Annotated in this window: 13 protein-coding genes; 5 read left to right on the top strand and 8 right to left on the bottom strand. The window is 65.2% G+C overall.

Annotation, left to right across the window (positions count from 1 at the left end; translation table 11 throughout):
• Positions 1-151 precede the first annotated feature (151 nt).
• Positions 152-676, bottom strand: coding sequence for a GNAT family N-acetyltransferase (locus EN824_RS00865; RefSeq protein ID WP_245520923.1), 525 nt, complete (start codon positions 674-676; stop codon positions 152-154).
• Positions 677-895: 219 nt separating this feature from the next.
• On the opposite strand from EN824_RS00865, the gene EN824_RS00860 reads away from it, so the two are divergent.
• Positions 896-1,201 (top strand): hypothetical protein, encoded by a 306-nt coding sequence (locus tag EN824_RS00860; RefSeq protein WP_127870150.1) that lies wholly within the window; start codon positions 896-898, stop codon positions 1,199-1,201.
• Between the two features lie 154 nt (positions 1,202-1,355).
• Here EN824_RS00860 and EN824_RS00855 read toward each other — a convergent pair whose 3' ends face one another.
• Positions 1,356-1,649, bottom strand: coding sequence for a UTRA domain-containing protein (locus tag EN824_RS00855; protein ID WP_135931693.1), 294 nt, complete (start codon positions 1,647-1,649; stop codon positions 1,356-1,358).
• 268 nt (positions 1,650-1,917) lie between these two features.
• Here EN824_RS00855 and EN824_RS00850 point away from each other — a divergent pair, with 268 nt between their 5' ends.
• On the top strand, positions 1,918-3,129 hold the full coding sequence (locus EN824_RS00850) for an alpha-D-ribose 1-methylphosphonate 5-triphosphate diphosphatase (RefSeq protein WP_135916533.1): 1,212 nt from the start codon (positions 1,918-1,920) through the stop codon (positions 3,127-3,129).
• 56 nt (positions 3,130-3,185) lie between these two features.
• Here the strand turns inward: EN824_RS00850 and EN824_RS00845 are convergent, their stop codons facing one another.
• The gene (locus EN824_RS00845) at positions 3,186-3,386 is read right to left on the bottom strand and encodes a hypothetical protein (RefSeq protein WP_127280059.1); all 201 of its coding nucleotides are present in this window, start codon (positions 3,384-3,386) and stop codon (positions 3,186-3,188) included.
• Positions 3,387-3,900: 514 nt separating this feature from the next.
• Here EN824_RS00845 and EN824_RS00835 point away from each other — a divergent pair.
• On the top strand, positions 3,901-5,925 hold the full coding sequence (locus tag EN824_RS00835) for an amidase (RefSeq protein ID WP_135931691.1): 2,025 nt from the start codon (positions 3,901-3,903) through the stop codon (positions 5,923-5,925).
• A 98-nt stretch (positions 5,926-6,023) separates the two neighbouring features.
• Here EN824_RS00835 and EN824_RS00830 read toward each other — a convergent pair whose 3' ends face one another.
• Both EN824_RS00830 and EN824_RS00825 read right to left on the bottom strand, forming a co-directional pair.
• Positions 6,024-6,671 (bottom strand): ThuA domain-containing protein, encoded by a 648-nt coding sequence (locus EN824_RS00830; protein ID WP_135920767.1) that lies wholly within the window; start codon positions 6,669-6,671, stop codon positions 6,024-6,026.
• Positions 6,672-6,725: 54 nt separating this feature from the next.
• A complete protein-coding gene (locus EN824_RS00825; RefSeq protein ID WP_135931690.1) occupies positions 6,726-7,748 on the bottom strand; it encodes an LLM class flavin-dependent oxidoreductase in 1,023 nt (340 codons plus the stop codon).
• A 129-nt stretch (positions 7,749-7,877) separates the two neighbouring features.
• On the opposite strand from EN824_RS00825, the gene EN824_RS00820 reads away from it, so the two are divergent.
• Both EN824_RS00820 and EN824_RS00815 read left to right on the top strand, forming a co-directional pair.
• A complete protein-coding gene (locus EN824_RS00820) occupies positions 7,878-8,960 on the top strand; it encodes a CaiB/BaiF CoA-transferase family protein (protein ID WP_135931689.1) in 1,083 nt (360 codons plus the stop codon).
• Positions 8,961-9,039: 79 nt separating this feature from the next.
• Positions 9,040-9,540, top strand: coding sequence for a peptide deformylase (locus tag EN824_RS00815; protein WP_135931688.1), 501 nt, complete (start codon positions 9,040-9,042; stop codon positions 9,538-9,540).
• A gap of 12 nt (positions 9,541-9,552) precedes the next feature.
• On the opposite strand, the gene EN824_RS00810 is transcribed toward EN824_RS00815, so the two are convergent.
• The 3 genes from EN824_RS00810 to EN824_RS00800 form a co-directional block, all read right to left on the bottom strand.
• A complete protein-coding gene (locus EN824_RS00810; RefSeq protein ID WP_135882460.1) occupies positions 9,553-9,831 on the bottom strand; it encodes a hypothetical protein in 279 nt (92 codons plus the stop codon).
• A gap of 100 nt (positions 9,832-9,931) precedes the next feature.
• On the bottom strand, positions 9,932-11,428 hold the full coding sequence (locus tag EN824_RS00805; RefSeq protein WP_127277249.1) for an aldehyde dehydrogenase family protein: 1,497 nt from the start codon (positions 11,426-11,428) through the stop codon (positions 9,932-9,934).
• 170 nt (positions 11,429-11,598) lie between these two features.
• Positions 11,599-12,735 carry an FAD-binding oxidoreductase gene (locus EN824_RS00800; RefSeq protein WP_127277251.1) on the bottom strand — a complete coding sequence of 379 codons (1,137 nt, stop codon included), beginning with the start codon at positions 12,733-12,735 and terminating at the stop codon, positions 11,599-11,601.
• Between the last annotated feature and the right edge of the window lie 5 nt (positions 12,736-12,740).

Genomic DNA, 12,740 nt, shown 5'->3' with positions numbered 1-12,740 from the left:
CAGCTGGTCCATGGGCCAGTGCTTGCGAGGCGCGGACGGATGCTGGCCGGCATCATTTTCGTGGCCTTTGAGGCGCCGATGATCTGATCTGCCCTGAACCGCGGAAAGCCCACGCGATCCAGGGATCATCCCTCGGCGGATGCCTCAAAGCCTAGCAGCCTGGCATCGCATCGCCCGCCAACAGTGACGTTCCGACGTCTGCGTCGAGCACGAAGCGCTCGCAGTGCTCACCGTCGGACTCATCGATGAAGCTCTCGATATGGTCGAAGCCGAGCTTCGCCAGGATCCGCAGCGACGCGACGTTGCGCGTCGCCGCCTCGGCCGTCACCCGTTCGAGCGCGAGGGTTTCGAAGGCGTAGCGAAGCACTTCGCGCGCGGCCTCGCTGCCCAGCCCCTGCCCCCAATGCGCGCGCGCCAGCACAAATCCCAATGCGGCCGCCTTGGCGTCGGTTGCGAAGGACAGGGTGATCGTCCCGATCGCATCCGACACACCTGGCTGGTCCACGGACCATTTGATCGCCTTGCCGTCGGCGAACCGCTGACGCGAAAGCGCCAGCCACCGCGCGCCCGCGCTCATGTCGTCGGGAACGGGATCGCCGGCAAGGGAGGCGGATTCGACATCGGTGGCACGCGCGAACCATGCCGGGATATCCCGTTCGCCCGGCGCCCGAAGCACGAGCTTTGGTGTCGTGAGCCTGGGAACTGCTTTCATGGAGGCATTTTCGGCCCGCGGCGGCGCCAATGCAATGGCGCTGGCAGGGCTCGGCTATAGCCAGGCAACGCCGGCCCAATCGCCTCTTCATCAATGCTTCACCATAGCGGCAACGGTGACGGAACCTTCCTGATCGCGGCGGACTTCTGGAGGCATTCTGAGCTCGATTGAAGAGGTCCCCGCATGAGAGTCACCGCAGCAGGCATCGACCGCATCAAGATCGGCAATGCGGACGCGAGCGGCCAGGGCGCGCATTTCGTAGTCTGGCTTTATCTTCAGGTCGACGAAGGGGGGACACAAACCGGTCAGGAACTGGTGGTGTCGGTGCCGTACGACGCGCGGATGACGTTCGACGATCTCGCGACTCAGGCTTTCGAGAAGGCACACGCCATGCTTCGAGCCTGCTGCGAGATAGATGAGGCGATGTGGTGGAAGCAGTTCAACCGCAGCCTGGCGCCGCTGCCCGAATGGACGCCCGGCGCCCAGTAGTTGGCGAACCCGAACCAGGAATGGATGCTGCCTGGCGTGCGGGCGGCAGTCTCGCACCAGATCCGTCTCAGGTCGAACACCGACATTGTTCGCGGCCGCACGCCACCCGAGCCAGACCCGCGCCGATTTCATCCTTGACGCGTAACCCAGCCCCTCACCCCTCGCCGTTCTCAGCCTGCGCCAGCACGCTGAGCAGCTGGCTCGTATTGTCGATCGAGAACTGCATGCGTTCGCTCGCCCAGACCGTTTCGGAATAGGAGATCGGCGTGCCTTTCATGTCCACATCGACTTTTTTCGTCAGCATCACCGGCTCGGTCTCCGGTTGCGCGAGCCGTCGCGCCTCCTCCTTGGTCGGCAGCCGCTCGATGATGTCGGTGCGCAGCCTTATGTAGTCGGTGACGCCATATTCGGCGAGGATGACGCTGACGCTGTGGCCCTTGCTTCTCAAGGCCGCGGCAACGTCCGTCTCGTACCGTCACATCTTGCGGATATCTCCGGTGGCAGCACGACGGGCCGGCCTGTTTGTCCTACACAACCCTGTCACCAAGCCAAGTTATCCGGTCATCAGAAATGAAACATTCAAATGCACGCCTTGAAACCGCCTGGCCGGAGGGCGATCCGGAAATGCGGAATGTTTGTTTTCGGAGACGACCATGCTTGAACGGGCAGACAAGGCCGCACCCCACCGCGGGGACGAACCGATGGAGCGGCGGAACATGTGGCTGAGTGAATTCCAGATTGTCCTGCGCGACCGTGTCATTGCCAATGGCGCCGTCAGGGTCGAAGACGGCCGGATCGCCGAGATCCGCGACCAGCCTGTCGAGAACGCCGACTTCACCGGCGGCGGCCGCCTGCTGCTGCCTGGTTTCATCGACATGCATGGCGACATGGTTGAGCGCGAAGTGGAGCCGCGCAGCGGTGTCCACGTGCCGATGGAAATCGGCATCGCCGAACTCGACAAGCGGCTGGCCTCCTGCGGCGTGACCACAGCCTATGCCGCGCTTTCCTTCATCGGCAACAGCGCCACCGCGGCTTTGCTGCGCTCGGAAGAACACACGTCTTCCATCATCCAGACCATCACCGGGCTGAAGGACGACCTTCTGGTCGACCACCGCATCCACGCCCGTTTCGAGGTGACGTTCACCGCGGCCGTCGGCGTGCTGGAACGACTGATGGATGCCGGCAAGCTGCATCTGGTCTCACTGATGGATCACACGCCCGGACAGGGACAGTACCGCGACGTCGAACTGTATATCGCCCGCCTGGCCAAGGAGCGCGGCATGTCCATTGCCGACGTCTCCGAGGTCGTCGGCAAGCGCATGGCCGATCGCAATGGGCATGGCGGTGTGCTCGGCACGCTGCAAAGCCTGTCGGCGTTTGCCCGCGCCCGCGGCATCGTGCTCGCCTCGCACGATGACGACACATTGGAAAAGGTTGAGTTCGTCCACGGCCTGGGAACCGTGCTCAGCGAATTTCCGGTGACCCTGGAGGCGGCGCGGGAAGCCCGCCGGCTGGGCATGTATACGGCCATGGGCGCGCCCAACGCGTTGCGCGGAGAATCCTATTCGGGCAATCTTTCCGCCCGCCAGGCCTATCAGGCCGGGCTGCTCGACATGCTGGCCAGCGACTATCACCCGGCCTCGATCCTGCCCGCCGTGCTCGGCCTGGCGCAGTTGCGCGAGGATGGCCTGGCAGCGGCTGCGGCGCTGACCAGCGCCAACCCGGCCAAGGCATTGGGCCTGGCCGACCGTGGCGCCATCGAGCCTGGACTCCTGGCCGATCTCGTCGTCGCCGATGTCAGCCCCGTGGCCCGCGTGCGCGCCACCTTCCGTGCCGGCCGCATGATTTATGGCGACGGCACGCTGGCGCCGGCGCGCAAGGCGGAACGTTTTCAGGAGGTGGCGACCCACCCGTATCTGCAGGCCTAGAGCAATCGCCAAGAAAGGTGCGGGCTGCTTATCGTTCCCTGGGACGGTGAACCATCCTAAAGATCGAGCGCCACCATCATCCCGCGCACCTCCGCCATTTCCAGCAACAGATCCTGCAGCCTATCGATGGTCAGCGCCGCGCCGGCTGCCGCCGGCAGTTCCGCGATACTCTCCTTCATCGAAATGACGGCGACCCCGGTTCTCTCGGAAAGCAGCCGTGCGATGGCTGTGCGGACAAGCGCGTTCTGGTCAGGCATGATTCCCCTTTCATGCTGTGATGACGGCACCATCTTCTTTCATGTTATATGCCAGTCGCAACTTATGCGAGCGTTCATTCACGCTTGCAAGTCGTGTTGTCGATCATCCCGGCAGGATCGGCAGCCGCTCAGCAGCGAGAGCGACGGCATCCCGCTGTCATCGGGCTCCATGGCGGCGAGCAGAGCCAGAGGCACTTCGTGCCGGTAAAGACCGATGAAAGCCCTGCCTCCCACGGTTACCGGCAATTCGGTCGATCTGTCGAAAATGGAATACGTGCCTGTCGGCTCGTTCAGTATCTCGAAACGGCACAATGCAAACCTCATCCTCCCCCCGGGAGCCCTGTAACGCGCGCGCCCATCAGAGGTTGCATAAAAAAATCGATTTTTTCGAGGACCGCGTGCCGCTGACCTGAAAGGCAGGAACAACAGGCTCGGCAAAGACCTCTGATTGGCTCTTGCCGAAGCCGGCGGCCTCGCTCATCCATGGCGTACGGACAACAGCCTGGGACCCGCGATGACCGACGCCAGCCTTCACCTCGTCGAAGCGACGATCGACGAACTGCGCCAGGCGCTCGACGAGGGCACGGTCACCAGCGTCGAACTCGTCGCGGCCTATGTCAGGCGCATCGCCCATTTCGACCGGCACGGCATCAGCCTCAACGCCGTGCCTGTGCTCAACCCTGATATGTTCGAGGAAGCCGCCGCTTCCGACCAGCGGCGCCGGCAAGGCAAGACGCTCGGCACCCTCGACGGCATCCCCTACACCGCCAAGGACAGCTACAAGGTCAAGGGGCTGACGGTGGCGGCCGGCTCGCCCGCCTTCGAGCATCTCGTCGCCAATGAAGACGCCTTCACCATCGCCCGGCTGCGTGCCGGCGGCGCTGTGCTGATCGGCCTCACCAACATGCCGCCCATGGCCAATGGCGGCATGCAGCGCGGCGTCTATGGCCGCGCCGAAAGCCCGTACAATGCCGACTACCTGACCGCCGCCTTCGCGTCGGGCTCCTCCAATGGCTCGGGCACCGCGACGGCGGCGAGTTTCTGCGCCTTCGGGCTTGGCGAGGAGACCTGGTCGTCCGGCCGCGCGCCGGCCACCAACAACGCGCTGGTCGCCTACACGCCCTCGCGCGGGGTGATTTCGGTGCGCGGCAACTGGCCCTTGGTGCCGACCATGGATGTCGTGGTGCCGCACACGCGCAGCGTGCCCGACATGCTGGAACTGCTCGATGTCATCGTCGCCGATGATCCGGAAACCAGAGGCGATTTCTGGCGCGCCCAGCCCTGGATCAAACTGCCGAAAAGTTCCGAGCTGCGCCCACCGCGTTACACCGATCTGGCGCTGGAGGGGTCGCTCAAGGGCAAACGGCTCGGCGTGCCCAGAATGTATATCGGCCGCGACAGCGAGGCCGACCGGCCGATCGAAACCCGCGCCTCGGTGCTTGATCTATGGGAGCAGGCGGCGACGGATCTGCGTCGGCTCGGCGCTGAGATGGTCGAGGTCGATTTTCCCGTCGTCTCCAACTACGAGCGCGACCGTCCCGGCGCGCGAACCATGGTCGAGCGCGGACTGGTGCCGGCGGACTTCGCCGACCGCGAAATCTGGGACCTCTGCATCTGGGCCTGGGACGATTTCCTGCGCGCCAATGCCGACCCTGCCTTGCCCGATCTCGCCTCTGTCGACGGCCCGAAAATCTTTCCGCAGCCGCCAGGCACCTTGCCGGACCGCTATGAAGGCGGCTTCGACCTGGCGGACTATGTCGAGCGGGCGAAGTCCGGCGTCACGCCCTTCAAGGACATCCCGACCATGGCAGACGGGTTGACGGGACTTGAGGCGACGCGGCGCATCGATTTCGAGGACTGGCTGGACGCCAACCGCCTCGATGCCGTGGTGTTGCCGGCCGCCGCCGATGTCGGCCCGGCCGACGCCGACATCAACGAGGCGTCCGCCGCGCTCGCCTGGCGCAACGGCACCTGGGTCGCCAACGGCAATCTGGTCTGGCGCCATTTCGGCATCCCGACCGTCACCATACCGATGGGCACCATGGCCGACATCGGCATGCCGGTCGGCCTGACCTTCGCCGGCAAGGCTTACGACGACGAAAGGCTGCTGCGCATGGCCGGCGATTACGAACGCTCCACGCAGCGCCGCACGAGCCCGCCGCGCACGCCTGAACTGGCCGATGATGTGTTTTCGAGCCGGCCCAACCGGGCTGGCGACGCCAAAGCACCTCCGCTTGCCATCGCGTTTGCTGCCGAGATGCGTTCTTCCCGCGATCAGGACGAAATCACCATCACGCTTGATCTGCCCGGCGACGCAGAGGCGCAGAACGCCAGGGTCAAGCTGCATGTCAACGGAGACGCCGTCGCGATGCAACGAAGCGGGACGCGCTTCATCGGGCGTGCGCTCGTTCCGGCCGCCGAGCACCAGCGCCTCCATAGCCCCTGGCGCGGCGCGTATGGCTCGATCGTGACGGCGGTGGTGCGGCTGGAGGATGGACGCACCGCAGGCGCCTATGCGGTTACGGGTGGGATTGGGTAGCGAAGTAGTGAAAAGCGCAACGTCCACCGTCGAGTTCTGTCACGCTCCCCTTTGTCCTGCCGGACAGAGGGGGGCGCCGTAGAGCGCCACCGTTGCCGCTACCCCCGCGCGGCCCACAGCAAGCCGCGCTCGACCATCAGCGCCATTTCCGGCACCGCGAACTCATCCGCGGTGTGACCAAGCGAACTGTAAAAGACCTTGCCCGCGCCATACCGGCGCTTCCAGACGACCGGCATGACGACGCCGCCAATGCCCGGGAAATGCGCGTCGGTGAATGTGGTTGTCGCCAGCACTTCGTTGCCCGGGTCGACATGCATGTAATATTGCTCCGACCTATAGGCGAAATCACTGACGCCTTTCGTGATCGGATCGTCCGGCCGGGTGATGACGACGCGATAGTCGATGATGTCGCCGGGATGCGCGACCCATTGGCCGCCGGTCATGAACTGATAGTCGGGCTCATTGCGAAAGCTGTCGCCCATCGTGCCGTGGAAGCCGCCGAGCCCACTCCCTTGGCGAACGGCCTGCGTCAAGTTCTTCAGCTCGGCCTTTTCGATCGTCGACATGGTGATGACAGGCACGATGAGATCGAATGAGGCAAGGTCCGGGTCGGCGAACATCGCCGTGCCGTGGCCGATCGTCACCGTGAAACCGTTGCGCTCCAGCATGTCGCGCACGACATTGGCGCTGCGCTCAGGTGTGTGGCCTTCCCAGCCGCCCCAGGCAATCAACGCCTTCTTCGCCATACCGTGAACCTCCGTGAACCGCCCGCCATGGCGGATGGTTACACGGCGCGGCGCTCAGCGCCACCCCAGTCCAGGCGCGACGTGCTTCAGGATCGCCTCGAGGACATGGGCGTTGTAGTCGACGCCGAGTTGGTTGGGCACGGTGAGCAGCAGCGTGTCGGCCTCGGCGATCGCCTCGTCCTGCGCCAATTCCTTGATCAGCACATCCGGCTCGGCGGCATAGCTGCGGCCGAAGATCGCCCGCGTATTCTCCTCGATGAAGCCGATCTGGTCGCGGCTCTCATTGCCGCGGCCGAAATAGGCGCGGTCGCGGTCGTCGACCAGCGCGAAGATGCTGCGGCTGACCGAGACGCGCGGTTCGCGCTTGTGCCCGGCCGTCTTCCAGGCCTCGCGATAGACGCGGATCTGCTCGGCCTGCTGGACATGGAACGGCTTGCCGCTCTCGTCGAATTTCAGCGTCGAGCTCTGCAAATTCATGCCGAGCTTGGCCGCCCATTCCGAGGTGGCGTTGGTGGCCGCGCCCCACCAGATGCGCTCGCGCAGGCCTTCCGAATGCGGCTCGAGCCGGAGCAGGCCGGGCGGGTTGGGGAACATCGGCCGTGGATTGGGCTGGCCAAAGCCTTCGCCGCGCAGCGTGTCGAGGAAGACCTCGGCGTGATGCCGCGCCATGTCGGCGTCGGTCTGGCCTTCCTGCGGCTGGTAGCCGAAATAGCGCCAGCCATCGATGACCTGTTCGGGCGAGCCGCGGCTGATGCCGAGCTGCAGACGTCCGCCGGCGATGATGTCGGCCGCACCCGCGTCCTCGGCCATGTAGAGCGGGTTCTCGTAGCGCATGTCGATCACCGCCGTGCCGATCTCGATACGGCTGGTCTTGGCGCCGACGGCGGCCAGCAGCGGGAATGGCGAGGCGAGCTGGCGGGCGAAGTGATGCACGCGGAAATAGGCGCCGTCCGCGCCAAGCTGCTCGGCGGCGACGGCGAGATCGATGGATTGCAGCAGCGCGTCCGATGCCGAACGCACCTGCGATTGCGACGAGGGCGTCCAATGCCCGAATGACAGGAAACCGATTTTTTTCATGGCCCTGAAGTATATGCCGACGGCACATGCTTCAATGGCGAAAGAGCGGGGTTACACACCGTCGCCCTCTCGATACCAAACGTTCGCGATAACCAAGGTGCCAAAGGGTCGACCGCTGTGGAGGATGGGATGCTCAGGGGAATCCGCATCGTCGAGATCGAAGCGCTGGGACCGGCGCCCTTCGCCGGCATGCTGCTCGCCGATCTCGGCGCCGATGTCATCGTCGCCCACCGCAAGCACGCGTCCATGCCGGGTGCGCCGGAGCGCTCGCTGCTCGATCGCGGCAAGCGCTCTATCGCGCTCGACCTCAAGGACGCCGGGGACGTGGCCGTGCTGATGCGCCTCATCGCCACCGCCGACGGGCTGATCGAGGGGTTCCGGCCCGGCGTGATGGAGCGTCTTGGGCTCGGCCCGGATGCCTGCCTCACGGTCAACCCGCGCCTGGTCTACGGCCGCATGACCGGCTGGGGCCAGGACGGACCGCTGGCCGCCACCGCCGGGCACGACATGAACTATACCGGCCTGTCGGGCGCGCTCTGGTACGCCTCCTTGCCCGGCGAGCCGCCCATGGCGCCGCCGACGCTTGTCGGCGACATAGGCGGCGGCGCGCTCTATCTGGTGGTCGGCATGCTGGCTGGCATCATCAACGCGCGCACCAGAGGTAAAGGCACCGTGGTCGACGCCGCGATCGTCGACGGCTCGGCCCATATGATGAACCTGTTGATGTCGCTCGGCCAGTCCGGCGCGCTCGCAACGGAGCGCGGTCAAAGCCTGCTGGATGGGCCGCATTGGTGCCGCGTCTACCGCACGTCGGAGGGTAGCTTCATCAGTGTCCAGTGCATCGAGCCGAAATTCTACGCGCTCTTCCTCGACAGGCTTGGCCTCGCCGCCGATCCAAACTTCGCCCGGCAGTTCGATCGCGAGCTCTGGCCGGAGCTCGGCGACCGGCTGGCGGCGATCTTTGCCGCGAAACCCCGTGACGAATGGATCAGCCTGTTCGAAGGGTCCGACGCCTGCGTCGGGCCGGTGCTGGGCCCGCATGAATCCGCCCTGCATCCGCATATGGCCGCGCGCGGTACATGGCAGGCGGTGGACGGCGCGCTTCAAGCGGTTGCGGCACCGCGCTTTTCCAGCGCGCGGTGGACGCCGCCCAAAAGCCCGGCGCGCGGCGAACACGATGCCGAAATCCGTGCGGGCCTGGCGGAACCGTGATGGCGTCCGTGCTATGCCTGTGTTTGCCGGCCGCCACGGCCCCACCCGACGAAGATGATTGGCGGATAGGACGAGGTCCATGGCGGTTCGGTCGATCATAAAATTCCCCAATCCCCTCCTCCGTGCCGTGGCCGAACCCGTAGAGCTGTTCGACGGCGACCTGCACGCTTTGGCCGGCGATCTCATCGACACCATGCACGCGGCGCCAGGGATAGGCATTACCGGCCCGCATGTCGGCATCTTGAAACGGCTGGTCGTGATCCAGCTTCCTTCCGCGGCAAAGCCGGGAATCTATGCAAATCCATCCGTCATCCAGGCCTCGATCGAGATGGTCCGTCACACGGAAGGCAGCGTTTCCATGCCCGGCGTCACCGAGGACATCGAGCGGCACGCCCGCATACGCGTCCGCTATCAGGATCTGGATGGCAATGAGCGGTTCGAGGATGCCGAGGGTCTGCTGGCGGTTTGCCATCAGCACGAGATCGACCAGCTCGACGGGCTGTTCTGGACGCACAGGCTGACGCGCCTCAAGCGCGACCGGCTGATCAAGCGCTACGGCAAGTTGATGCGAGCGTCGTAGGCGCCAGGCCGTCTACTTCCCGCAGTGGTGATCGTTGATCTTGTTTATCGCAAACCCGTCCGGCCCTGTCCGCTGGTAGGAGCAGGCCCCCGCGGCCGTCGTGATCAACTGCTGGTCATAATAGCGCGGGCCGCCGAACAGGAAATCGATGAGATCGTCCTCGGCCGGAACATAGCGTTCCTGTTCGCCCTGTTGATTGTGGCGGTGCTTGGCCCCGGCGAATGCCGTGGAAGACATGCAGCAGCCTATTGCGAGGGCAAGAACACAGATCGCCAGCCGTTTGGTCGTCATCGCAAAACACCCTTCTGTTCGGTGTCCATCCTATATCCAAATCTCAGATGACGAAAAGTTCCTGAACGCGGGCCTTGCCGGCACCTGAATATCAGCACAGCTAGTCGGTCTGGATCCAGACCGACTTGGTCTCCAGATACTCATGCAGATGCTCGATGCCGCCCTCGCGGCCATAGCCGGACATCTTCATGCCGCCGAACGGCACGGCGGGGTCGATGGCATGGTACATGTTGACCCACACCGAGCCGGACTTCACCCGGCGCGCCAGCTTGTGCGCGGTGCCGAGATTGGTGGTGAAGATGCCGGCGGCCAGCCCGTAGGGCGTCGCATTGGCGCGCGCGACGGCCTCGTCCAGCGTGTCGAACGGCATCGCCGAAATGACGGGCCCGAAGATCTCTTCGCGCGCGATGGTCATGGTGTCCGACACCGCGCCGAAGACGGTCGGCGCGATGAAGTTGCCGCCGTCATAGAGCGCGCCCGTCAGCCGCGAGCCGCCGGCGACCAGTTCGGCGCCTTCGTCGCTGCCGGCCTTGATGTAACCCTCCACCTTGCCGGCCTGCCGGGCGTTGATCAGCGGCCCGATTTCGGTTTCCGCCTCGATGCCGTGGCCGACGCGCAGGCTGCCGGCGAACTCGGCGAGCCGCCGCACGAACTCGTCATGGATCTCGCGCGCCACGAACAGGCGCGAGCCGGCAATGCAGATCTGGCCCGAATGCACGAACACCGCCATGGCCGCGATGGGAACAGCCTTGTCGATATCGGCGTCGCGGCAGACGATGATCGGTGACTTGCCGCCAAGCTCGAGCGAGACGCGCTTGAGATTGGTGACGCCCGCCCGCGCGATCGCCTGGCCGGTAAGCGTCGAGCCGGTGAAGACGATCTTGTTGACGTCGGGATGCTCGGCAAGCCGCGCGCCCGCTTCGGCGCCGGTTCCGGTGACGATGTTGACGACGCCGTCGGGCACGCCCGCTTCCTGCATCAGCCGCGCGATCAGCAGCGGCGTCAGCGATGCTTCCTCCGAGGGTTTCAGCACGATGGTGCAGCCCGTTGCGAGTGCCGGCGCGATCTTCCAGATCGAGGCGGCGGTCGGCGCATTCCAGGGAATGATCGCACCGACGACGCCCACGGGCTCGCGCCGGGTGAAGGTGACGATCTCGCCCGGAATGGAATTGTCTATGGATTCGCCGTGCAGAGCGGTCGCCATGCCGGCATAGAAGCGCAGCATGCCGATGACGCGGCGCCGGTTGGCCAGCGTGCGCGTGATCGGCAGTCCCATGTCGAGCGTGTCGGAGACGCTGAGCTCTTCCCAATGAGTCTCGAACAGATCGGCGATCCTGAGCAACACGCATTGCCGCTCATAGGGCGAGAATGTCGACCATGGCCCTTCGAAGGCCGCGCGCGCTGCCGCCACCGCCGCGTCGACATCGGCGGCTGCGCCGAGCGGCACGGTCGCCAGCACTTCGCCGGTCGCCGGGTTGAGCGCCCGCATCACCTCGCCGGACTGCGCCGCAACCCACTGGCCGCCGATGAACATCGGCCGGAATTCGCCGTGGTAGAGCGTCGCGGCCTTCGCCCTCGGGTCGAAATTCACCGTCATCTCGTCCTCCTCACGAATTCCATGGCGACTATTACTCCCGGTGGGAGCGACCTCAAGCAAGGAAAGCTGAAAGGGCGTTCTCGACCGGGGGCACGCAGCGCATCGCCCGGGCCCGGCGGTCCTGACGAGGCCACGCGCATGTCCGGCAACATGGGCGCCTCAACAGTCATTCACCTCGGTCGTGGCCCATGAAAGCGGGCCGGCGACAACAGGCTGGGATCGGCGCCTTCGCCAAGAAATGGCTTGGGCAGGTCGCTTCCGGTCACCAGGGCCGCGGTCAGTTGACCGAGCGCGGGTCCGGTCTGGATGCCGTAGCCGCCTTGTCCTGCCAGCCAGAAGAAGCCCTCGACATGGGGGTCCCAACCGACCGCCGGCGTCTTGTCCGCAAAGAACGACCGCAGCCCCGCCCAACTGCGCGACACATGCGTTACCGGCAGCGCGGCGGCCTGTTGAACGCGATCGACTGCGATGGCGATATCGATCTCCTCGGGCTGTGCATCACACGGTTCGCTCGGCGTCTCGTCGGCTGGTGAGAGCAACAGCATTCCCGAGGATGGTTTGAAATAGAACATCTCGTCGGCATCGATCACGCCCGGCCAGTCCTTGGCGTTGATGCCGGGTGGCGTTTCGACAAGCATTGCGGTCCGTCGTTTCGGGACCAGGCCAAGCGGCGTGGCTCCTGCCATGGCGGCCACCTGGTCCGCCCATGCACCCGCCGCGTCGACCAGGACGGGCGCCTCGAAGACGCCGGCCGTGGTCGTCACGATCCATGTGCCACCAATCCGCTCGATCGCCTCGACCCGAGCATTGGTGACGACCCGCGCGCCCTGACGGCGTGAGCCTCGCAGAAAGCCCTGGTGAAGAGTATCGACATCGATGTCCATCGCCGAACGGTCCAGAAACGCGCTCGCCTCGTATTCAGGTCGCAGGATTGGAATGACCGATCGGGAAGCGTCGGGGTCGAGCCATTCGATGGCTGTTGCCGATTCCGCGACCCTCTCGGCAAACAGCGCCTCCAGCCTTGGCCTCTGCGCGGCCGTGCCGATCGACATCGTGCCACGAGGTGTCAGCAAGGGTACGTCGCAGAAGCCGGACGGCGGCTCGAGGAAGAACCGCCGACTGGCGCGCGTAAACGCGCGGATAGCGACGTTGCCGTAACCCTCGATGAAGAGAGCGGCGGACCGTCCCGTTGTGTGCATGCCGCAATGGGCTTCGGCTTCAAGCACGGTCACCTGTCGACCAGCCGCAAGAAAGAAAGCCGCCGAGGCGCCAGCCATGCCGCCGCCGATGATAAGAACGTCCTGCATGGCTT

Origin of the sequence: Mesorhizobium sp. M8A.F.Ca.ET.181.01.1.1, assembly GCF_004792025.1 — a bacterium.
In the GTDB taxonomy this organism is placed as follows: Bacteria; Pseudomonadota; Alphaproteobacteria; order Rhizobiales; family Rhizobiaceae; genus Mesorhizobium.
The sequence above is the reverse complement of the archived record's forward strand: the minus strand, read 5'-3'. Positions and strand labels throughout refer to the sequence as shown.